This is a genomic window from Gordonibacter sp. RACS_AR68 (genome assembly GCF_030418485.1).
Taxonomy (GTDB): domain Bacteria; phylum Actinomycetota; class Coriobacteriia; order Coriobacteriales; family Eggerthellaceae; genus Gordonibacter; species Gordonibacter urolithinfaciens.
The window spans coordinates 1-19,148 of sequence record NZ_JAIPUP010000007.1 but is presented as its reverse complement, the minus strand read 5'-3'; the positions used below and the strand labels follow the sequence as shown (position 1 = coordinate 19,148).

At 60.5% G+C, this 19,148-nt stretch carries 20 protein-coding genes; 13 read left to right on the top strand and 7 right to left on the bottom strand.

The annotated features are described in order from the left end of the window. Window positions 1–109 precede the first annotated feature (109 nt). Window positions 110–1,369 carry a CynX/NimT family MFS transporter gene (locus tag K9U15_RS12895; RefSeq protein ID WP_301156306.1) on the top strand — a complete coding sequence of 420 codons (1,260 nt, stop codon included), beginning with the start codon at window positions 110–112 and terminating at the stop codon, window positions 1,367–1,369. Window positions 1,370–1,446: 77 nt separating this feature from the next. On the opposite strand, the gene uvsE is transcribed toward K9U15_RS12895, so the two are convergent. The 5 genes from uvsE to K9U15_RS12870 all read right to left on the bottom strand — a co-directional run bounded on the left by uvsE (window position 1,447) and on the right by K9U15_RS12870 (window position 8,335). Beyond that, the gene (gene uvsE, locus K9U15_RS12890) at window positions 1,447–2,748 is read right to left on the bottom strand and encodes a UV DNA damage repair endonuclease UvsE (protein WP_301156305.1); all 1,302 of its coding nucleotides are present in this window, start codon (window positions 2,746–2,748) and stop codon (window positions 1,447–1,449) included. Window positions 2,749–3,209: 461 nt separating this feature from the next. Next, window positions 3,210–4,394 carry a CynX/NimT family MFS transporter gene (locus tag K9U15_RS12885; protein ID WP_123674612.1) on the bottom strand — a complete coding sequence of 395 codons (1,185 nt, stop codon included), beginning with the start codon at window positions 4,392–4,394 and terminating at the stop codon, window positions 3,210–3,212. Between the two features lie 139 nt (window positions 4,395–4,533). Beyond that, window positions 4,534–4,995, bottom strand: a complete 462-nt coding sequence (locus K9U15_RS12880) for a VOC family protein (protein WP_301156304.1) — start codon at window positions 4,993–4,995, stop codon at window positions 4,534–4,536. Window positions 4,996–5,088: 93 nt separating this feature from the next. Beyond that, window positions 5,089–5,835, bottom strand: a complete 747-nt coding sequence (locus K9U15_RS12875; RefSeq protein WP_123674614.1) for a 4Fe-4S dicluster domain-containing protein — start codon at window positions 5,833–5,835, stop codon at window positions 5,089–5,091. Between the two features lies 1 nt (window position 5,836). After that, window positions 5,837–8,335, bottom strand: coding sequence for a molybdopterin-dependent oxidoreductase (locus K9U15_RS12870; RefSeq protein WP_096226513.1), 2,499 nt, complete (start codon window positions 8,333–8,335; stop codon window positions 5,837–5,839). Between the two features lie 336 nt (window positions 8,336–8,671). On the opposite strand from K9U15_RS12870, the gene K9U15_RS12865 reads away from it, so the two are divergent. After that, the gene (locus K9U15_RS12865) at window positions 8,672–9,844 is read left to right on the top strand and encodes a winged helix-turn-helix transcriptional regulator (RefSeq protein ID WP_123674615.1); all 1,173 of its coding nucleotides are present in this window, start codon (window positions 8,672–8,674) and stop codon (window positions 9,842–9,844) included. 117 nt (window positions 9,845–9,961) lie between these two features. Here K9U15_RS12865 and K9U15_RS12860 read toward each other — a convergent pair whose 3' ends face one another. Beyond that, complete coding sequence (locus tag K9U15_RS12860; protein ID WP_096226515.1) at window positions 9,962–10,195, bottom strand: hypothetical protein; 234 nt, start codon at window positions 10,193–10,195, stop codon at window positions 9,962–9,964. 216 nt (window positions 10,196–10,411) lie between these two features. After that, entirely contained in the window at window positions 10,412–10,894 is a 483-nt protein-coding gene (locus K9U15_RS12855) for a hypothetical protein (protein WP_123674616.1), read from the bottom strand. A gap of 54 nt (window positions 10,895–10,948) precedes the next feature. Here K9U15_RS12855 and K9U15_RS12850 point away from each other — a divergent pair, with 54 nt between their 5' ends. The 11 genes from K9U15_RS12850 (at window position 10,949) to K9U15_RS12800 (ending at window position 18,963) form a co-directional block, all read left to right on the top strand. Beyond that, window positions 10,949–11,140 (top strand): hypothetical protein, encoded by a 192-nt coding sequence (locus tag K9U15_RS12850; protein WP_123674617.1) that lies wholly within the window; start codon window positions 10,949–10,951, stop codon window positions 11,138–11,140. Between the two features lie 217 nt (window positions 11,141–11,357). Beyond that, window positions 11,358–12,701: an IS30 family transposase gene (locus K9U15_RS12845; protein WP_301156303.1), complete on the top strand. Its 1,344-nt coding sequence runs from the start codon at window positions 11,358–11,360 to the stop codon at window positions 12,699–12,701. 366 nt (window positions 12,702–13,067) lie between these two features. Continuing rightward, complete coding sequence (locus tag K9U15_RS12840; protein ID WP_227154019.1) at window positions 13,068–13,316, top strand: hypothetical protein; 249 nt, start codon at window positions 13,068–13,070, stop codon at window positions 13,314–13,316. Window positions 13,317–13,326: 10 nt separating this feature from the next. Next, window positions 13,327–13,686, top strand: a complete 360-nt coding sequence (locus K9U15_RS12835) for a hypothetical protein (protein ID WP_301156302.1) — start codon at window positions 13,327–13,329, stop codon at window positions 13,684–13,686. After that, on the top strand, window positions 13,679–14,062 hold the full coding sequence (locus K9U15_RS12830; RefSeq protein ID WP_227154017.1) for a hypothetical protein: 384 nt from the start codon (window positions 13,679–13,681) through the stop codon (window positions 14,060–14,062). Before K9U15_RS12835 ends, K9U15_RS12830 begins: the two co-directional genes overlap by 8 nt. Window positions 14,063–14,073: 11 nt before the next feature. Continuing rightward, window positions 14,074–14,271, top strand: coding sequence for a hypothetical protein (locus K9U15_RS12825; RefSeq protein WP_227115592.1), 198 nt, complete (start codon window positions 14,074–14,076; stop codon window positions 14,269–14,271). Between the two features lie 164 nt (window positions 14,272–14,435). Then, complete coding sequence (locus K9U15_RS12820) at window positions 14,436–14,594, top strand: hypothetical protein (RefSeq protein ID WP_227115591.1); 159 nt, start codon at window positions 14,436–14,438, stop codon at window positions 14,592–14,594. A 145-nt stretch (window positions 14,595–14,739) separates the two neighbouring features. Beyond that, window positions 14,740–16,293, top strand: a complete 1,554-nt coding sequence (locus K9U15_RS12815; RefSeq protein ID WP_227154016.1) for a hypothetical protein — start codon at window positions 14,740–14,742, stop codon at window positions 16,291–16,293. A 5-nt stretch (window positions 16,294–16,298) separates the two neighbouring features. Further along, entirely contained in the window at window positions 16,299–16,556 is a 258-nt protein-coding gene (locus K9U15_RS12810; protein ID WP_227115589.1) for a hypothetical protein, read from the top strand. Continuing rightward, a complete protein-coding gene (locus K9U15_RS12805) occupies window positions 16,549–17,352 on the top strand; it encodes a zonular occludens toxin domain-containing protein (RefSeq protein ID WP_227115588.1) in 804 nt (267 codons plus the stop codon). The genes K9U15_RS12810 and K9U15_RS12805 overlap by 8 nt, the downstream gene beginning before the upstream one ends. A 762-nt stretch (window positions 17,353–18,114) precedes the next feature. Continuing rightward, the gene (locus K9U15_RS12800; RefSeq protein ID WP_227154015.1) at window positions 18,115–18,963 is read left to right on the top strand and encodes a hypothetical protein; all 849 of its coding nucleotides are present in this window, start codon (window positions 18,115–18,117) and stop codon (window positions 18,961–18,963) included. The last annotated feature ends 185 nt before the right edge of the window (window positions 18,964–19,148 follow it).

Below are 19,148 nucleotides of genomic sequence, written 5' to 3'. Positions count from 1 at the left end.
GCGCCAGCCACCTCGGCGCCGCACTATGGGCTCCCCGGCGAGATCCGGGGAGCCTTTTTCAACTACGACGATCCGCGGGGCGCATCCCCTGCGGCGAAGGGAGTATTTCGTGGATACCAGCGCTCGTCCCCGCTCCACGTACCAGAACCACGTGCTCGTGTCGGTGCTGCTCGTGCTGGCAGGCATCGCCGTGGCGCTCGGGCAGTTCAAGGTGCCCTCCATCATGCCGGCCATCATGGAGCAGTTCGATATGGACGTGGGCTCCGCTTCCATGCTCATGTCGGTGTTCACGCTGGCGGGCATCTTCCTGTCTCTTCCCACGGGCTTCTTGGCGCGGCGCTTCGGCGCCAAGAACATGATGGTGGCCGCCGTCGTCGTCATGGTGGTCGGCACGGCTGTGGGGACGCTGGCTACCTCGGCCGCCATCCTCGTGCTGTCGCGGGCCGTCGAAGGCGTGGCGCTCGTGTTCTGCGGCGTGAGCGCACCGCTTGCCATCAGGGCCTACGTTGCACCCGAAAAGGTGGGCTTCGCGAGCGGCATCTGGGCGCTGTGGTTCTCGCTCGGGTCGTTCGTCGGCGGGGTGCTCACGCCGACCGTGTTCGGGGCGATCGGTTTCCAGGGAACATGGTGCGTCATGGCAGGCATCGCGCTCGTGGCGGGCGGGCTCATGCTGCTGTTCGTGCGACCGGTTGGCGGAGGGCGCTTCCTCGAGAGCGTCCTGCGGCCGCAAGATGGCGCGCCTCGCGAGAAGATGAGCATGAAAGGCCTGTTCAGCCGCAACGTGTTGCTGGTACTCGGCGGGTTCCTCATGTTCAACATGGTGCTCATCTCGTTCCTGTCGTTCAGCCCGACGTTTTTGCAGGGCGAGGGCATGGACGCGACGCTCGCCGGGTTCGCCAGCACGCTGCCCATGCTCGTCGCGGTGGCCAGCTCGCCGCTGTTCGGCGTGCTGGCCGACAAGACCGGCCGGCTCAAGGCGCTTATGGTGGCATCCATGCTGGTCATGGGTCCCTGCGCGTTCGCGCTGCTCACCACGGCCGGCCCCGCCCTCTGGGCGGCCGCGCTCGTCATGGGCATGGTGGGGCTCGGCGCCCCCACGATGTTCCTGATCGTGTACCCGTCGGTGGTGGAGAACAAGGATGCCATGCCTATCGCCATGGGATTCCTCGTGCTCACTCAGAGCCTGGGCCAGTTCCTCGGCTCTTCACTCGTACCCGCGGTGCTCGGCGCCGGGGGATGGGCCGCCGCCGGCGCCTTCGCGCTCGTGCTGGGCCTCGTGGGCACGGGGCTGCTCGCGCTCGTGCGGCTAGAGGCGCCTGCGAAGGATGCCGTCGCCCACAGCGAGGACGCTGCGAACACGGCCGTCTAGGAACAGGCGAGAAGGTCTGCCGGATAGCCCGTATCAGAGTTGCTCTAACACGGGCTATCGCCTTCTGCAGACGCCGCTCAGAGATCGAAATAATACGAATGCAGCAGGTACCCCTGCCCGTAGCGGGCAGCCAGCTTCTCCAGCCGCCGTTTCACCGCGCCGAGGCCTGCCTGCCCGAGCTCGTAGCGTTCCATGAGCCGCGCGAACGACGCGCGCTCGCGGGCGGTGGCGAGCCCCGACACGTAGCCCCACACGTGCTGCGCCGCGTTGCGTCCGCCGCCCCGTGTGGGCGGGAGGGCGAGGGCGCCGTCGACCAGGCGGTAGAACTCCTGCACCGGATAGGCATCCTTGTCCTTCAGCAGGTTCCTCACCTGCTGGTACGCCGCCTGGTCGCGCTCGAGCACGCTGTACTTGCACGTCGCCCACGCCCGTTCGAGCGCTGCCGCCGTGCCGTGCTCGTCGAGGACGTTCAGGCACTTCAACGCCGACGCGTTCTTGTCCTTCACCTCCAGCATCACGTCGGGGGCCCGCCCTTCGAGCGACGCGGCGAAAGCAAGGAACCCGTCAAGGCCTATCGTGTCGGTGTGGCTGCCGTGCCTCCTGCCCGGCGCCTGCTGCGCGTAGTGCACCTTCTGCGGTCCGTCCTGCGGCCCCCAGGTACGCGCCGCCGCATCGAGGAGCTCGAGCTCTCCCCGGCCGCCAGGGTCGTGGTTCAGCCGATGGTGGAGCACGTCGAACACCATCGGGATGCCGCAGGCCGCGCTCGCCGCCAGCGCGTCCTCGGCCGTGAACAGGCGGTCGTCGTTCTCGACGACCAGCCGTCGGCGCACGCCCGCATCCAGTTCGCGGCAGCGTGCGACGAAGCGCCTCAAGGCGGTTTTCTTGTCGCCGTAGGCGCCGCCCACGTGCAGGACGACCTTGGCCTCGGCGCCGGTGCCCAGCGCGTCGAGGAAGGCCGCGTGGTAGGCCAGGTCCGCCACGGCGCGGCGCACGACATCGTCGTCGGGGGAGTTCAGCACCGTGTACTGCCCCGGGTGCATGCTGAGGCGCACCCGGTTCTCGGCGGCCAGCTCCCCGATGGCCGCGAGCCGCTCCCCGAACGCATGCGCCCAGTCCAGGCGGTTCGCCGGACTCGACCCGAACGGGATGACGTCCGAGCCTATGCGGAAGAGCCGGATGCCGTTGGCTCCGCAGTAGCGGACGACCGCCTCCAGCGCCGACAGGTTGGCGCCGATGGCCTCCGCCAGCCGCTCGTCGCTCGCGTTCCTCATGACCAGGGAGCGCATGCGCCCCTCGGGAAGCCCGAGCGTCTTCGATGCGTACCCGATGTTCATGGCATCGCCTGCCTTTCCGCACCTCGCCGTCCATGCGGCCAGCATAGGCGCTCGCGGCAGGGACCCGCCGTTTCCGTTGCAGAACCGACATGCACCGCCTTCCCACTACGTTAGAGTAACTCTAAGTCGCGTTGCTGGCGGCCCGGGGGCAAGAGGGAAAGGGGCGGTTCCGGAGCGATTGCGCCGCTTAGGCCTTCGGGACGTTGGGGGCCTTCGGGGCCGAGGGGGAGGCAAGCGGCTTCGGGGCAGCCGGGGATGCGGGAACCGGCTTCTCTCCCTTCAAATAGGGGACGAGATCGCATCGGCAGTGCGGGCACCTCTTCAAGGCGATGCCGCTTAGCACCTGGATATCCTGGCCGCACTCGGGGCATTTGCTCGAGCTAGCGTCTGCCGACGCATCGGCTGGTCTGAAGCACATGGCTACCACTCCTTTTCGAGCCTACCCGGGCACCGCCGCGCTTTGCGGACGGCGCCCGGCCTTGAACGTTGACTTTCCGTTGCCGTCCCTACCTGAACTTGCACAGGGCAAGCGCTGCGGTGCCGGCGAAGCCGATCACGCACATCACGATGCCGGTGAGCATCCACGAGGATACGTCGGGCCCGAGCAGCAGGGGGACCAGCCAGGTGCCCAGGAACTGGCCGAGGCTCTGCACCAGCATGAGCACGCCCATGCCGATGGACATGAGCTCCGGGCGGCCCAGGACGTTGATGTACGACGTCAGGCACATGACCGGTCCGCCCAAGCCCACGAGGCCCATGACGATGGCGCCGACCCACATCAAAGGGCCGGTCTGGGTGAGCAGGAGCAGCGTGCAGGGTCCCATGACGAGCATTGCGGCCAGGTACAGCGGCTTGCAGCGGCCCAGCTTGTCGGACAAGGCGCCGAACAGCGGGGACGATATGACGGCGAGCAGCATGGGAAGCGTGCTGATGAAGCCGGACAGCGTCGGGTCGACGCCCTGCTGCTGCATGAAGGTGGGGCCGAAGCTCAGCACGGCCATCAGCGTCATGTTGAAGACGAGGAAGGCGGCAAAGAACAGCAGGATGTTCGGCTTCACGAGCTCGCCGTAACCCACCTTCCCCTCCGTGGGAGCGTCCGCGGCCCCCTCGAGCGCCTCGCTGGGGTTCTTGACGATCACGGCGACCACGATGGCGAACACCACGGCCGCGGCGGCATAGATCACCCACACGCCCACGAAACCGGTCGAAGCGTACAGCGTGGGGGTCAGCACGCCGCCGACCACCGAGCCGAGGCAGACCCAGAGCGCCCAGATGCCCGTCGCGGAGCCGATCTTGTCGGGGGCGACGTACTTCTGCACGGCCAAGGGGCCGCAGATGGTCACGAAGATGAACGCCACGCCCTCGATGGCGCGGGAGACGATGAGAACCATGCCGTTGCCCGCGAAGGCGCCCAGCAACGAACCGACTGCGATGATCGCGGCAGCGGCGAGCAGCATGGTCTTCGGGCCGAACCTCTTCGCGAGCGCGCCCGTGGGAAGCGCCAGGATAATGCCCACGAACGTGAATATGGACATGAGCCACGAAGCGGAGCTCGCATCCATGCCCATATTCGCCATGATGTCGCCCATGACGACGGGAACCTTGAACTGGATCGTGGCGATAGCCGTTCCGAACAGGAGCATGACGACGGCGATCAGCGCCCAGTTCCCGTATTTCTTACTGGTGCTCATAAGGCACCTCCTCCTTTGGTGTTTCGCATGCACGAACCAGGCCCTTCGCTAAAAAGGCGATACCTTCGGCATTTTTTCGCCTCCTCGTTGCGAAAAGCCTGGAAGCGAGAGCGGGTTGGACCTTTGCTGCCCTTTCGGCCTACAGCGCCCTTAGGTTGTCCTGCACGGCTTCGAAACGCTCCCCTCCGGGGCCGCGGAAGAACATGATCTTAAGCTGCGCACCCCCTTCGCCGCAGACGGCGAAGACGTCGGCGTCGTCGCCCGCCAGGGGACGGTCGAACTCCAAGAGCGGGTCGAACGGGCCCGCCTCGACGGCGACGCCCTTCTCGCCCAGATGCGCGACGAAGCCGTCCATGTCGTCCACGCGCAGCGCCACGTGGTTAAGGCAGTTCGCGGCGGCCTCGCACGTGCGCTTGTCCTCGCATTCCAGCAGCTCGAAGACAAGATCCCCCCTCATGGCCCATGCCATCTTGAGCGGCTTGTCGCCCTCCAAGGCGTCCGACCTGAACAGCAGCCTGCAGCCGAGCACGTCCTCATAGAACGTTATGGACTCCTCGATATCGCGGCAGTAGATCCCTGCATGATGAAAGACCGATTCCATGGGTTCCCCCTATCGCATGCATTCGGCTAGAGGCGGGATGCGCGGCGCATGAGTTCCGGTCGCCGTGCATCCCGCGATGATGGCTCGCTGACGCTATCCTTGGTCGCTCGACGTGGCGGCCATGACCTCGGCCACGGTGGCGTTCTTCATGCGCAGCTCGCGGATGCACATGACGTCGGCGCCGAACTCCGTGACGCTGTCGCAGTCGCCCGCGTACACGTCGTCGGTGGCGGTGCGGCGCTTGGTGAGCTGGACGGCCTTTTCCGCATCGTAGGGAACGAGCTGCTCCTTGGGCGGGTTCGCCTTGGCGACCCAGTTGGGCATGGTCAGCTCGGGGTCGGGCATGGTCTCTATCTGGCGCACGTCGCCGTACTTCTCCACCAGCTCGTCGATGGGGCCGAAGTCCAGGGCGCGCATCGGGCAGGAGGCCACGCACAGGGGCAGCTGGCCCTTCTCCAAGCGGTCGATGCACAGGGTGCATTTGCTCATCTTGGTGCCGGGCTCGTCGCTCGCGAACTTCGGGGCACCGTAGGGGCAGGCCTGGAAGCAGTTGCGGTCGCCCTGGCACTTGTCCTGGTCAACCAGCACGGCCCCGTACTTTTCCTCCTTGAAGATCGCATCATGCTCGCAGGCGCCAACGCACACGGGGTTGTCGCAATGCCCGCAGCTGAAGGCCAGGATGCCGATGGACGTGAGCGGGAACGCGTTTTTCTCCCACATGTAGACGCTCATCCACTTCTCGGGGCCGGGGGCGATGTCGTACCAGTCCTTGCAGGCCACCGAGCAGGCCTTGCAGCCGTAGCAGCGTCCCTGGTCGAAGAAGAATCCGTACTGGGCCATGTTATTCTCCCACCTTCCTGATCTCCACGAGGCCGGCCGTCAGCAGCGCGCCCACCACATGCGGCAGGTGCGTGTCGCCTATGAGGAGGTTGCAGTTGCCGGCTTCGTCGATGCCGTAGGGCATGAGCTTGGACTTCCTGACGTTGTCGAACTTGGACCATTCGCCATGCCCGATGGACACGGTGCCGGGCAGCAGCTTCGACGAGACGTACGCGGTGATCTCCACTTCGCCGAACTGGTTGTACACCAGCACGCGGTCGCCCGTCTTGATGCCACGGTCCGCGGCGTCGGCGGGGGACATGCGCACCATATGCTCGTAGCAGTCGCCCTTGAGCCAGGGATTCTGGTCGTTGGACGAGTGCTGGCGGTACGTGGACACCGGCGTGACCATGGACAGCGGGAAGTTCTTCGTCCACGGGTGGTAGTAGCTGTCGTTCGCGGGCAGGTCCTGGTAGGTGGGCTGCCAGCGCGGGTAGGCGTCCATCTGCCCGCCGTAGCGGGTCTTCGTCAGGTCGTTGCCCTTCACGAAGGAGCTCTCGAACTCTATCTTGCCGGACGGCGTCTTGAAGGGGGAGCGGCCCCATTCGACCGTGTTCTTGAAGGGGTAGAACCACTCGCCGGGCTCGCCGGGAACGCGGACGATGGGCAGCTTCTGGAACTCCTCCCACGAGGGCGGCTCAACCTCGTAGTAGCCCAGAAGGCCGTTCTCGTCCTCGGCCCACTTCTCGTAGGCCGGCTTGTAGATGCGCTCGATGACCTGCTCGTCCCAGTCGCGCCAGTCGGTCACGTCGAGCATCTTCGGGCAGTACTTGTCGGCGAAGCCGAGGCGGCGGGCCAGCTCCATCCAGACCCAGTCCTTCGAACGGACCTCGCCCGGGGGGTTCACGCCCTTGCCGGCGAACAGGAAGTAGTTCATCATGCCGGACGGCGAGTTCCAGAAGCGGTTGATGCCGAAGAAGTGCATGTCCGTGGACTCGAACTGGATGACGGGGGAGGGCAGCACGATGTCGAGGAACTCGATGGAGGGCTGGTCGTGGAAGTACTGCCAACCCCAGGAGAACTCCATGTCCGCGAAGCCCTGCATGCGCTTGGACACATGATGCTGGTTGTTGATGTAGTTGTTCGGGATGATAGCCATCTTCAGGTTCGGCAGCGGGCTGTCGGCCGGGCAGCCGATGCGGCGGCGGAACTCGTCCTCGGTGATCTCGCCGGCAGCGTAGAGCTTCTGGCAGTGCATGACCTCGGTCACCTTGTTGTTGTTATTGGTGATGGGGTTCACCACGTCGCCCTTGATCTGGCCGGTGTCGGGCACGGGCGCGAAAAGGCGGGGCTGGGTCACCAGGTTGGCACCGCCGCCCTCGCAGCCGCCGGGAATGGACAGGTTGCCGGTCATGGCCTGCAGGAGCATGGCCACGGCGGCGGCGTAGTCGCCCAGGTTGCGCTTGGACACGCCGTACATCTGCTGCAGGTGGACGGGCTTCATGGACGCGTAGTAGCGGGCGAAGGCCCCGATGGTCTCGGCCGGGATGCCCGTGATCGGCTCGGCCCATTCAGGAGTGTGAGCAACGCCGTCCACCTCGCCGACGACGTACTTGCGCCACTCCTCGAAGCCATCGGGCTCCACCCACTGCGCCACGTACTCGTGGTCGTAGAGGTCCTCGGTGTAGAGCACGTAGGCCACCGCCAGGCCGAACGCCGTGTCGGTTCCGGGACGGATGGGTATCCACTGGGCGCCCAGGGCCTCGGCGCTCACGTTGTACACCGGGTCGATCAGGATGAACTTGCAGCCGCGCTCCTGGGCTAGCTTCATGTAGTAGGGCACGTGGCCGAACCAGGACACCATGGGATCGAAGCCCCACAGCACCACGAGCTTGGAGTTCAGCAGGTCGGGGGCCTCGAAGCCGGGAAATGCGTCGGACGTTCCCTTGATGAGGCAGTCGGTGAGGCGCACGCCCAGGTGGAAGTCCTCGGCGGCGGCGCTGCCGGAGGTCGAGTGGTCGCCCCAGCCGGTGATGGTGCCCGGCATGTAGGAGGCGAACGGGAAGTCGGAGCTCTCGAACGCCACGTAGTAGCAGTAGTACAGCCAGGGATGGTCGGGGTTCTCCTCGGCCATCTGCTTCATCTTGCCCGCGATGGTGTCGAGCGCCTCGTCCCAGGAGATGCGCTCGAAACGACCCTTGCCGGAGCCTTTCCCGCCCACGCGCTTCATGGGGTACAGCAGGCGGTTCTCCGAGTAGAGCTCCTGGCGCCACGCATGGCCCATGGGGCAGGCGCGCGCCTGGAGCATGCCGGTCTGGACGGCGTTCTCGTCATCGTCCTCGCGGGCGACGCCCGGGTTCACCGAGTCGTCGGGCTCGATGGCGATGATTTTGTCATCCTTAACGCTGCACTTGATCAGGCAGGTGGCGTCCCAACAGCCGTTGTTGTGGCAGGTGGTGTAGAAGTAATCGACCCCCTCGTGACGCTCGCCTAGTTTCTCGACTACCGATTCCCTTGACATCGTGCCCCCTTTCGCATTGCTGCTCGCTCGAAAGAACGCGCTCGCGCCCGTTGGCGCAACCCGCTTGCCTCTAGGCTAGTGAGCGCGGGAGGGGGTTCGCAAGGTAGTTTCTGCTTTTAGAATATCCGGGAGTATCGCATGGCCCGAATTTTGCGGATTCCCGCCATTGCGAAGGATGGAGCGTCCCTGAATGGCCAGGTGCTAAAATGAACGGAGAATTCTCGGAATACGGCGCGCCGGTCGGAAAGGTCGGAGGACGCGAAAGCCGTTCGCCAGCGCGGGGGCGAGAACGGGTGATTTCCGGCCGGGAGCTTTCAGGGGAAGGACAGGGGTGAGATGGGGTACTCCGGCTACTCTTATTCGGCCTTGACTCAGGCAGAGTTCTACAAGGCGGAGGCCGAGCTGATACGGTTCGGCGAACGGCTCGCGCATAGCCCCAGCGCGAAGTACCTGCAGGACACGCTGCTGGCCATCGATGCCATCTTCGCCATCCGCATGTCGCATGATATGACGCTTCCGGCCGTTCCCCTGATCACCGCGTTCGATCTGTCGAACTGGAAGTACCGTGGCGATGCCGAGCAGGGCATACGCACGCAGAGGCCGGAGTTTCGGTTCCCCGACAACTGCCTGAACGCCGCCCTGCAGGCTATTCACTATATGCAGGCCATAGAGTGGGCTTCTGCTGTGAGCAGACAGGATGCCGTTATCACCATGGAAACCGTTCTGCACCTTCACGAGATCCTCTTGAGCGGGAAGACGGGCGACAACCGCTACCATGGTTTCAGGAGCAACTTCCTGCCGCACAAGAAAGGATCCGACCCCACCGCCATCCCTTTGGAGGTCAGCGACCTCTGCGCTTTCGCGAGCAGCGAGGCGTACTCGCCGCTCGGGCAAGCGTCCATCATCCACTGGGCTTTCGAGAGGATCGTTCCGTTCGACACGATGATCGACCGGACGGGGCTGATCCTGGCCTTCATGCCCATGTTCAGACGCGGCCTTTTCGCAAGCGGCTACATGGCGCCCATATGCTGGGGCGCCTCCATCGGGAGGGAATACCGTCGGAAGCTGAAGGACTCCTCCCGCGTCGACCGCTCGCCGGGAAGGGGGGAGGACCTAAGGGAGCACTGGGCGGTCTACAATGCCCAGAACACGTACCTGTCGGTGGTCGTGGCGGACTCGTTCTTGGCCGAAGCGGAGAAGCTGAGCGCGAAGTGGAGGTCGCAGAACCTGCGCATACCGGCCCATTCGGCACTGGACAAGCTGTTGGACCTGCTTTTGGGAAACCCCGGGCTCTCCACCATACGCGCCGCCGAGCTGATCGGGAAGAGCTACGGCGCCACCAACGAGGCCATCAGGCAGCTGGCTCGGGCGGGGATCGTCCGGGAAGTGGCGGTCGACGGCAGGGAGCGCATCTTCGTGTGCGGGCAGTCTGCCGCCATGATCACGGATTTCGTGGAAAGCCTGGTCAAGAAGGGCGACGAGGCGGAATCGAGCGGGGTGCGCTGCTAGGCATGCGGCTTTGCACACGCATTGCCGCCGAGCTGGGCTGGGGCGGCATGTCTTGCCGCACGCAGGATAGTCGCGATGCTGCGGCTCTCCTGCGTGCCTTCTTTCTATGACTGAGGCCTACTTCGCGGCTTCCGCGGTGGTGTCGCTGTGGAAGTTGGAGAAGCCGCCGACGGCGTTTGCCACGAACCTGCCCTCGCCCTTGGAGAAGAACACCTGCGCCGCCACGAGGTCCTTCAGACTGACCCCGATCTGCGCCATGGCCTCCTTCTGGCTCATCCCCGCCTCGATGAAGACGTTGAGTTCCTCCGCCTTCTTCGGTGATTCCAGAGCCATGAACTCCTCGCGATTCATAAGGTACCTCCCCGAAAGATCGTCGCCTGCCACCCTGTAGGCCCATTATAGGAAGGGGAGGGGCGTTCCCTAAGAACGTTTCCGTTCAGCGCGTTGGCAGAAACGTTTGCTCGTTGGAACCTGACGGCGAATACACACGGCGCTTATATGAGCAAAGCGGCTCCTACGCGCACTGAACAAGGACCAAACTTTCCAGAATCATGCCTTAGAGTAACTTTAAGGCATGTTTCTGGAACCAGTATGCACAGCTTCAGCCACGCAATGGGAGCGCTTTTCATTCTGCGGCTTGCATCCTCGCTCGATCAAAATCATAAATCCAATATCCCTTGAGAACAACTCGACGCTTTCGACGGGCATTTCATTTTTCTGGTCCGCCAAATCCCACAAGGGGCCAGCTAGAGACATGAGGACGATCATCGCGAACCCGACTATTGCGAAAAGAGTCGTTGCGAAGCTCATGCTGGAGGAGTCTCCAGACGAATCTGCAAGCCTCACCAAGAAAGATACAAATACTCCCACTACCAGCGCTGCATACGCGCGATCGGTGAACGTCTTGCGCGCCTCGCGCCGGACCGACAGGAACCGCTGGGCTTCTTCTCGCATGAAATCGAGGGCGTCGGGAGTCAGACCGGTTTGGGCAACAAACTTTCGCCTTATACGCTCAACCTGCTTGAATACACACCCGAGGTCGCCCAACACGCTTTTGCGCTTGAACTTGTTGAGCAATATCGAATAGAAAAAGGAGAAACAAGCGTGAATGCCAAGATGGCAATTTGGACGGTAACGGCAAAATCGCTCGGCAGCAGCGTTGAAGCAACAAAGCCAAGCAGGCACAGAATCAGCACTGCCAGGAAAGTCTTCGCAAAAAACGGGGCATTGGTTGCAAAGCGCCGCCAGATCGATCCCCGCTCATCCTTTTCGATGTTCTGCCATATTTTAAAATAATAGCCGAGCATAACAATTCCGCACCCCGATCCTTATCAACCACCGACCGACCACCGACCAACCGACCAACCGACCAACGTAAATTGAATTCTCGTAGGTAAAAACTTCACCTCCAATCTTGCATAAATCATGTAAATGCGGATTCCTAACCGTGGCCATGGCCGTTTGTGCTTTTCCTTCTTCCCGTAGGCGAAGGACCGACAGGAAGGAGGCCCTCATGGGGGATTCCAAGGGCGGTAGGTGCCCGCTCACCTACGACGACAGGCTCGCGATAGAGCGTGGCCTGAACAGAGGGGACAGGATAGCGTGGATCGCGAGGACGATAGGCCGCGCGCCCAAGGTGGTCGCCGAGGAGGTAAAGCGCAACTGGACCGACGACCCCCAGGGGATGCTCGTGGTCCGAACCCGCAACATCTGCTCGAAGGCGGGGCTCTGCGAGGTGCGCGGGCTGTGCAAGGGCATGTGCAGGGCGCGCTGCAGCAGGTGCAAGGACTTCCTGTGCAACTCGCTCTGTCCCGATTTCGAGGCGAAGCCGTGCGAGAAGCTGGCAAGGAGCCCGTTCTGCTGCAACGCCTGCCCGAACAGGGTCGGCGGCGGGTGCCGTCATCCCTATAGGTACTACCAGGCAAAATGGGCCCAAGACGCAGCCGACGCCAGGCGCAGCGAGTCCAGGCAGGGGATAGACTGCGACCCCGAGGCGTTCGAGAGCGCGATAGCCCTGATATCGGACGGCCTTGCCAAGGGCCAGAGCCCGCAGCACATATTCGCCGCGAACCCCGGCGCCATACCGTTCGGCGTGCGCAGCCTCTACAACTACCTCGGCGGCGCCAAGGCGGGGGATCTGTCGAAGCTCGACCTGCCGAAGGCCGTACGCTACAAGCCCAGGTCGAAGTCGAAGTCCGCCAAATCCTCCAACATTCCGCGCGAGGTGCTCGAGGGGAGGCGGTGGACGGATTTCTGCGCCCTCGACCAGGCCGACCGCGACAACGCCGTCGAGATGGACACGGTGGTCGGGAGGCAGGGCAGGGACTCGCAGTGCATCTTGACGCTGTTCGTCAGGCGCATAGGGTTCCAGTTCTACATCCTCCTACCGGACAAGTCGGCGACCAGCGTGGTCGAGGCGCTCGACACCCTCCAGGAGCTCTGCGGGCCCCGGTTCTCCCAGGCCTTCGGCCTGATCCTCTGCGACCGCGGAAGCGAGTTCAGCGATGCGGAGCGCATCGAGCACGGCAGGAACGGCGTGAAGCGGCTGAGCCTCTTCTACTGCGATCCGCTCCAGAGCCAGCAAAAGGGACGTTGCGAGCGCTGCCACGAGGAGCTTAGGCGGATACTGCCGAAGGGAAAAACGAACTTCGACGCCTTGACCTGCCGCGACATGGCGGCGTGCATGAGCCACGTTAACAGCTACCTTCGCGGCAAGATGGACTGGATGGCGCCCGTCGAGATGGCGCGCCTCGTGCTTCCGCAAGGGCTCCTCGACGCGTACGGGGTCGAGGAGATAGAGCCGAAGGAGGTGAACCTCACACCGCACCTCGTGCCTCACGCGATAACCCTGATCTAGCTAGTCTGGGGCACCGCATCATATCGCCGATTTCTTTACCTGCAGTCTTTCAAAACCAGCGACGCGGGCCTGACCTGGTGCTGTCTCAAACGGTTGCCGTCTACACATAACGGACTGCGAAGGCGGTCGATTGAAAAAGTGCAGGTAATAGATGGAACGCCGCGACCTCGAAATTGAAAAGGTAGAAGTAAACAGCCCTCTGATCTGCATAAACGTTAACTTACGAGAATTCAATCAACGGACCAACCGACCAACAGGCTCTCCATCATTAACTTTACATAACATATGTTATCAATAATTCAGGTCATTTATCCTGATCAGCGTGAAGGGCTTACGAGTTAGCCCCGGTTGAAAGGATGGATGGAAATGAAAACTGTTGCAAACGCTCTCTTCGTCTCTGCCAAGCAGGAAGAATTTGAATCCAAGGGAAAGAACGTTGTTTTTCAGCGCGTGGTCTTGATGGCCGCCGATGACGATGACACCATTTCGCTCACGGCTCCCGCCGATGTGGATTTCTCCAAGTGCAAGAAGATGGAGCCTTATACCTTCGTCCTCAACGTCTACAAGGACTTCAGGGGCTACCTGAAGGCCAAGGTTGTCGGATTCCAGGCTTAGGCGGCGCACCATGGCCCCGAATAACCCCGACAAGTTCACACGGTGTTTCGCCGATTTCGTCAAGTACCTCAATGTCGTAGAACCTTACTATATGCAGTCCGGCGTTCTCGACGTCCGTATCGGCTTCTCGTCCGACGATTCCGGCCGGCTGAATTTCTGGGTGCAGCAGCGTGTTTGCATGCCCGATGGTCACGACGACCAGCGCTTCCAGCGCATCTTCGCCCGCATCGATAACCTGGTGCGCGATCTCAACCTCTGCCACTCCTACGTTGATTACAAAATCGAACATACGTTTGATTTGTTTGACCAGGAGGGCGAGCTGCGGTATGCAGTCGTGCGCATCGGCTCGGGATGTGGTTTCGATGATTGACAATCCCGAGTTGCAGGATCTCTACCGCACCGTGGCCGACGTGCTGGACGGCTACAACAGGACGCACGACGTACAGGTGGTCTACGTCGACTTCGAGGCGCGGGTTCCGGACTACAGCTACAGCGGCTCGGTCGTTTGCCGCGAGTACCCCGATTCGATCATCGACTACCACTATCGCGACCTGCGCGATGACGATTTCGATTGGTTCAAGCCCGAAGATTGGCCGAAGGTCTGCCTTGACCGCGAGGCCATAGCTGCTGCCAACCGCAAGGAGGCGCAGCGCGCCCACCGCGAGGGCCGCAAGCTGTCCGATATCTGGCATGTCAAGCATCGCAACAACGGGCCTATCTTCGACCCTTACGATCCGGTTTGGTAAAGGAGGCTGGTATGGATGGAGTTGACGGCGCTCTGCTTTCTGGGAGTGATCCTGTTGGCGGCTCTTATAGTCTGCTTGAGTCCGACGTACAGGCATTGATGCAGTTCCTTTGGGCGCTTGAGGTGACGGAGATACTTCAGCTTGTTCTGCTCGTGCTCATTGCGGGCCTGATCTTCGGCCTTATCCTCACCAAGCGCTGGCAGGTCTGACCATGGACGTGCTCACTCACTATCTCGATCAGGGCATGCTTGATTTCCTCGTGTCCCTGTTCGTGCTTTTCCCCGCTGGCGTCCTCCTTGCCGTATTGGCTTGGATGGTGTCGATCATAGTACATGCGGCTTTCCGCTGGATAAGAGGTTAGGAGGTGTAAATCATGGAGGCAGTCACTACTTCGCTCGTTACGGCCATCACCAGCTTCGCTGGCGATGCCATGGGTGCTATCGGCTCTATCGTGCCCGTCGCCCTCCCGATCATGGGCGCTATCGTGGTCGTGGGTATCGGCATCAAGGTTTTCCGCAAGTTCGCCAAGTAACTTGCATGTTCCGGCCGCAGGGGGGCGCATGCTCCCCTGCCTGTACCTTGGAGGTATCCTCATGTCGGTTCTTTCCATGGTGCTGCTGGCGTTTCTCGTTTTCATCTTTTTCTGCATCGGTTTTGTACGTTAGTAAGGGGCGGTTATGCGTGTCAAGATTGCCAAGTGCTTTGCCGCCGTTGCGTTGGCAGCGTCGATCTGCCTTGCGCCGTTTTCGCAGGCTGCTTATGCCTATATTCAGCTAGCGATACCAGCAGGTTACGCGCTCGCCACGGTTTGCGCTGTCCTCGGTTTGAGTGTTCCTTTGTTAACCGATGACGATGCATCCTCTTTTTGGGGTGACTTTGAGTTGTTTACTGGTGATTTGGATGCTATCGCGGCTGGTGTATCGTCTTTGCAGGATACCGCGATAGCGACTGGCAATTTGATTAATGCTACTAAGTCTGATGTTTCTCAACAGGAAATTGATGCTATTAAAGATATGTTTGAAATGGCAGGTCAAGCAGGCTCGATAGCTCTTGACAAGTTTTCTACAATGGCTTCTGATGGTGCTCTAGGCTTGATTCCGTTCCTTCTTTCTCTTTTTATTGCGGATCAAACTACTATCATGCCTGATAAATCTTTTGTAATAGGTGATGTTGTTTTTACTATGACTGATCAAATGCCCGTTACAGCTTATCCCGACTATAAACCTTTGGTATTTTTTACTTATGGAGGCTATCAATATGCGCTTGCTACGGGGTCTACTGGTAGTTTCGTTGACAGGTGGAATTTTGTAATCCAAGATGGCGGATTCGGCCTTGCAGTAGGTTATCTGTCGAATCAGATTGTTTATATTAATGATGGTCAGCAATGGAATTTGATTACCGGCATGTCTGGTTATAAATCGGATTTAGGCGGGTTGCGAACTTATCTCGGCATGTCTAACTCTGATCAATACTTTCCTGCTGTCTTGCCTTTGGAACTTATCTCAGGTTTGATATTCTACAGCGGTTACACCATTACGATAAACAATAGGATGACTGGCGAGTCTGCTGTTTACAATCCATCATCTGGGATTTGGTCAGATAGCGTCACTGACAATCCTGACGTTAATTTAGGTCATGATTATTGGGATGATGCCAAGGAAAATAAGGATATTCTTAATCCTGCTGCTGGTGCATCGATTATCGGCGCCGATGCGGTTATCGACGGCGACTATATAGCAAATCGAGGCAGTCTCGGGGTCATTACCGATTGGGCTGATATCAACAGTTGGGCCGATGCTCTGGCGCGTGCCCATGCGGGCGTTGCCGAGGGCGCTTTGGATGGCACTATCAGCGGTACCGCAACGGGTACGGCCGTCAACGTCGGCACGGGCGAGCTGGTGACGGATGCTGTGGGCGATTTGGTCAAGCCAAACGCCGGTACCTCCTTGTCACCCAGCAAGGATTTTGATTGGGGCAAGTTCCTCGACCCCTCCTTGTATCTCGTTTTCCCATTCTGCCTCCCGTGGGACTTGGTGGAGTTGGTCAAGACGCTTATCGCCGATCCGCAGGCCCCTGTCATTGACTGGCCCATGCCCACGTTGACCGGCCAGCAGAATCTGCACGTTGACCTGTCGCCATGGTCGCCGGTCGCCGCCGTGCTGCGCGCTGGTGAGTTGGTGGTGGCGGCAGTCGGTTTGATCTGGATAACCAAGACCATGATTCGCAATTAGGGGGCATGATGGATGATATCTTAGGCTGGCTCGGCCAGCAGCTTTACAATGCGCTATCGTTCGTCCATGACCTGCTGGATATCTGCCCGTTTCCGGATATCATTTCGAGCGTGGCCGGTACGGTATCGCAGGGCCTCGGTTGGCTCAACTGGTTCGTGCCCGTCGGCGGGCTGGTAGCTATGCTGCTCGTCTGGCTTGGTTGCTTCGCAGCCTATTATGCGGTGTCGATACTCCTTCGATGGATCAAGGCTATAGGTGATTGATGTGACCATCTACCTTTACAGTGGCACTCCCGGCTCCGGTAAGAGCCTTCACGCCGCTCGGGATATTCGCGACTATCTGCGTTGTAAGCGTCTCCCGGTCATCGGCAACTTCGCCATTAACCCTGATACCAAGGGCTATGACCGCTACACGTATCGGCCTAATGACGTTTTGACCCCGCAGTACCTTGTATGGTTCGCGCAGGAGTATTGGGCTGATCACAAGTTCGGCGAAGACCGTATATTGCTCGTGCTGGACGAGTGCCAACTTCTTTTCAACTCGCGCGACTGGGCTCAACAGGATCGCATGGCATGGCTTGAGTTTTTCAGCCAACATCGCAAGTACGGCTACAAAGTCCTGTTCATCGCCCAGTTCGACCGCATGATAGACCGCCAGATCAGGAGTCTGATAGAGTACGAGTATATCCATCGCAAGCTGGGCAATTTCGGCGCCAAGGGTAAGATCATGACCCTGCTCGCCCTCGGTGAGGTGTTCGTTTGCGTCAAGCGGTTCTATTCGCTCAATGAGCGCATAGGCGTGGAGATGTTCCGCGCGCGCAAGAGCGTGTACCGCTTGTATGACAGCTATGCGACCTTCGACCGGACGGGCGGCGGCGATGAGGGGGCGGGGCGCTCGGGGGACCCCGCCCCGATTGCCGACGCACGGCCGGACGGAGGTCGCGCAGGTGCCCATGCGCGCGATACCGGCCCGCCTGCCCTCGGCATCGCATCCGCCAAGGTCGGTTTGCGCCGTCTGGCGAGGTCTGTTACCGGTGGGGCTGGCGCTCACGTAAGATGATGTGGTAGCATGGCTTTAGGAGGCAGCCATGCGAAAAGACGTTTTCTTGCGTGCCGTAGTCGTGTTCTTCTGCGCCATCGTCGCCGTATACGGTTCTATCATCTTGCAGCAATGCTCTGCCGAGCATCCTATCGTATTTGACAAGTCAACGGGTAAAACTGTATCTGTGTGGTAGGTTATGGGGACTGTATGAGCGCTTTGCTGTTGTTGCTATCCGCTGGTTTCCTTGGTGGGTCTATCACCGCATCCATCCTCACTCGCAAGCATAAAAGGCAGCTTAAGCAGCAATCCGAATACTGGGAGGCATATTGGTATGACCATTTCGACCAGATACGCCAAACCGGCCTTACCCGCGAGCAAATGGAGCGGCTACACAGGTTGTATCAGCCTCCGAACGATATGTAAACTGGCAAACTCCCATGTCAACCGCCATAGCGGTTGGAAACGGCGCCTCTAAACCTATCAGTTAACTCAACGTCCCGACTAGGCGCGCCGGCGCGGTGCGCCGTGTAGTGCCGTGCCTGTCCGGCTGCGCCTCCCCCGTCATTGCTAAGTTTTTGACCTTATCTTGCAGCTTCTGATGGATCTTTATGCAGTTAAGGGCACGAGTACCAGTGATTTATGCATTTTCGACCCGCCTGCAGCACGGTTTTATGCAGTAGGTTGCCAGGGCGCGCCCTGGCTCGGGGGATGCTGCGGCCCCCATATCTCTTTAACTTGATTATACGTACACAATTCGCCAAACCTACGATAGGAGTACCTATGACCGAGTACGATTGCTTCGAGCACCAGGCGGCTTATATCAAGCTGGTTGATTGCCGCCATACCGCCCATGTCACCCTGTGCCAGCACATGCCGCCCACGGAGCCGCGCATAGATCGCATCAACGATGATTTCTACTACGTCCGCAGCACGTCCGAGATTCGGCCCTACCAGCATGGCGAGACGGGCACCAAGTCCGATCACATGCGCAGCATCAAGCGGGCTTTCAATTCGCTGAAAAAGCTGATCAACTGCAACTACGACACACCGGAGCACGTGCGGTTTATTACGTTGACCTATCGGGACAATATGCAGGACAACAGCCGCATAAGCAAGGATTGGAGGCGGTTTATCCGGCGCATGCAGGGAGCCTATGGGCCGTGCCGCTGGCTCTACGTCAAGGAGCAGCAGGGCCGGGGCGCGTGGCATCTGCACGCCCTGCTGTTTTACGATCGCCCCGCTCCGTATATGCCCAATAACGATCACGATCACCCCGTGCGCGACATGTGGGGCCATGGGTGGGTGACCATCGAGGCCGTGCGCAAGGATGCCAACAACCTTGGCAACTACCTGTGCGCCTACCTCACCGATGACAAGGACACGGGTATCAAGGGCGCCCGCCTGCTTAACTACGAGGCCGGGGTGCGCCTCTACAACTGCTCCCGCGATATCATCCGGCCCATCGAGCGCTCGATCAGCTTTGAGGATTATAAAAAACTCGCCGCCGATGACCATGTGCAAGAGCTGTCCAGCCGTGATAGTATAGTCCGGTTGCAAACCGGGCGTGACCTGCACGTCCGCTACAAGCTGTACCGTACCGACGCCCTGCATAATATGCAGGAAAGATGAAGATAATGTGCAAAACTACGTTTCATATGTTATCAATAATTCTGTTGTACCTATGGGGAAGTGCCGGGGTTAATTGACAGGGCAAAGTTTGAATGGTGTCAAGTTTCGGTGAAGTTGTTACTTCACTCTGGCAATCCCACGTGAGGGGATATTCGAGGTTGTTACTTTGCTCTGTCAAGCTGCGG

Bases quoted from the DNA above. Each gene is read 5' to 3' on its own strand.
- K9U15_RS12835 (WP_301156302.1), top strand. From the start codon at position 13,327: ATGGCCCCGAATAACCCCGACAAGTTCACACGGTGTTTCGCCGATTTC.
- K9U15_RS12860 (WP_096226515.1), bottom strand. From the start codon at position 10,195: ATGAATCGCGAGGAGTTCATGGCTCTGGAATCACCGAAGAAGGCGGAG.
- K9U15_RS12820 (WP_227115591.1), top strand. From the start codon at position 14,436: ATGGAGGCAGTCACTACTTCGCTCGTTACGGCCATCACCAGCTTCGCT.
- K9U15_RS12885 (WP_123674612.1), bottom strand. From the start codon at position 4,394: ATGAGCACCAGTAAGAAATACGGGAACTGGGCGCTGATCGCCGTCGTC.
- K9U15_RS12880 (WP_301156304.1), bottom strand. From the start codon at position 4,995: ATGGAATCGGTCTTTCATCATGCAGGGATCTACTGCCGCGATATCGAG.
- K9U15_RS12875 (WP_123674614.1), bottom strand. From the start codon at position 5,835: ATGGCCCAGTACGGATTCTTCTTCGACCAGGGACGCTGCTACGGCTGC.
- K9U15_RS12840 (WP_227154019.1), top strand. From the start codon at position 13,068: ATGAAAACTGTTGCAAACGCTCTCTTCGTCTCTGCCAAGCAGGAAGAA.
- K9U15_RS12815 (WP_227154016.1), top strand. From the start codon at position 14,740: ATGCGTGTCAAGATTGCCAAGTGCTTTGCCGCCGTTGCGTTGGCAGCG.
- K9U15_RS12800 (WP_227154015.1), top strand. From the start codon at position 18,115: ATGACCGAGTACGATTGCTTCGAGCACCAGGCGGCTTATATCAAGCTG.
- K9U15_RS12845 (WP_301156303.1), top strand. From the start codon at position 11,358: ATGGGGGATTCCAAGGGCGGTAGGTGCCCGCTCACCTACGACGACAGG.
- K9U15_RS12830 (WP_227154017.1), top strand. From the start codon at position 13,679: ATGATTGACAATCCCGAGTTGCAGGATCTCTACCGCACCGTGGCCGAC.
- uvsE (WP_301156305.1), bottom strand. From the start codon at position 2,748: ATGCTGGCCGCATGGACGGCGAGGTGCGGAAAGGCAGGCGATGCCATG.
- K9U15_RS12870 (WP_096226513.1), bottom strand. From the start codon at position 8,335: ATGTCAAGGGAATCGGTAGTCGAGAAACTAGGCGAGCGTCACGAGGGG.
- K9U15_RS12865 (WP_123674615.1), top strand. From the start codon at position 8,672: ATGGGGTACTCCGGCTACTCTTATTCGGCCTTGACTCAGGCAGAGTTC.
- K9U15_RS12825 (WP_227115592.1), top strand. From the start codon at position 14,074: ATGGATGGAGTTGACGGCGCTCTGCTTTCTGGGAGTGATCCTGTTGGC.
- K9U15_RS12810 (WP_227115589.1), top strand. From the start codon at position 16,299: ATGATGGATGATATCTTAGGCTGGCTCGGCCAGCAGCTTTACAATGCG.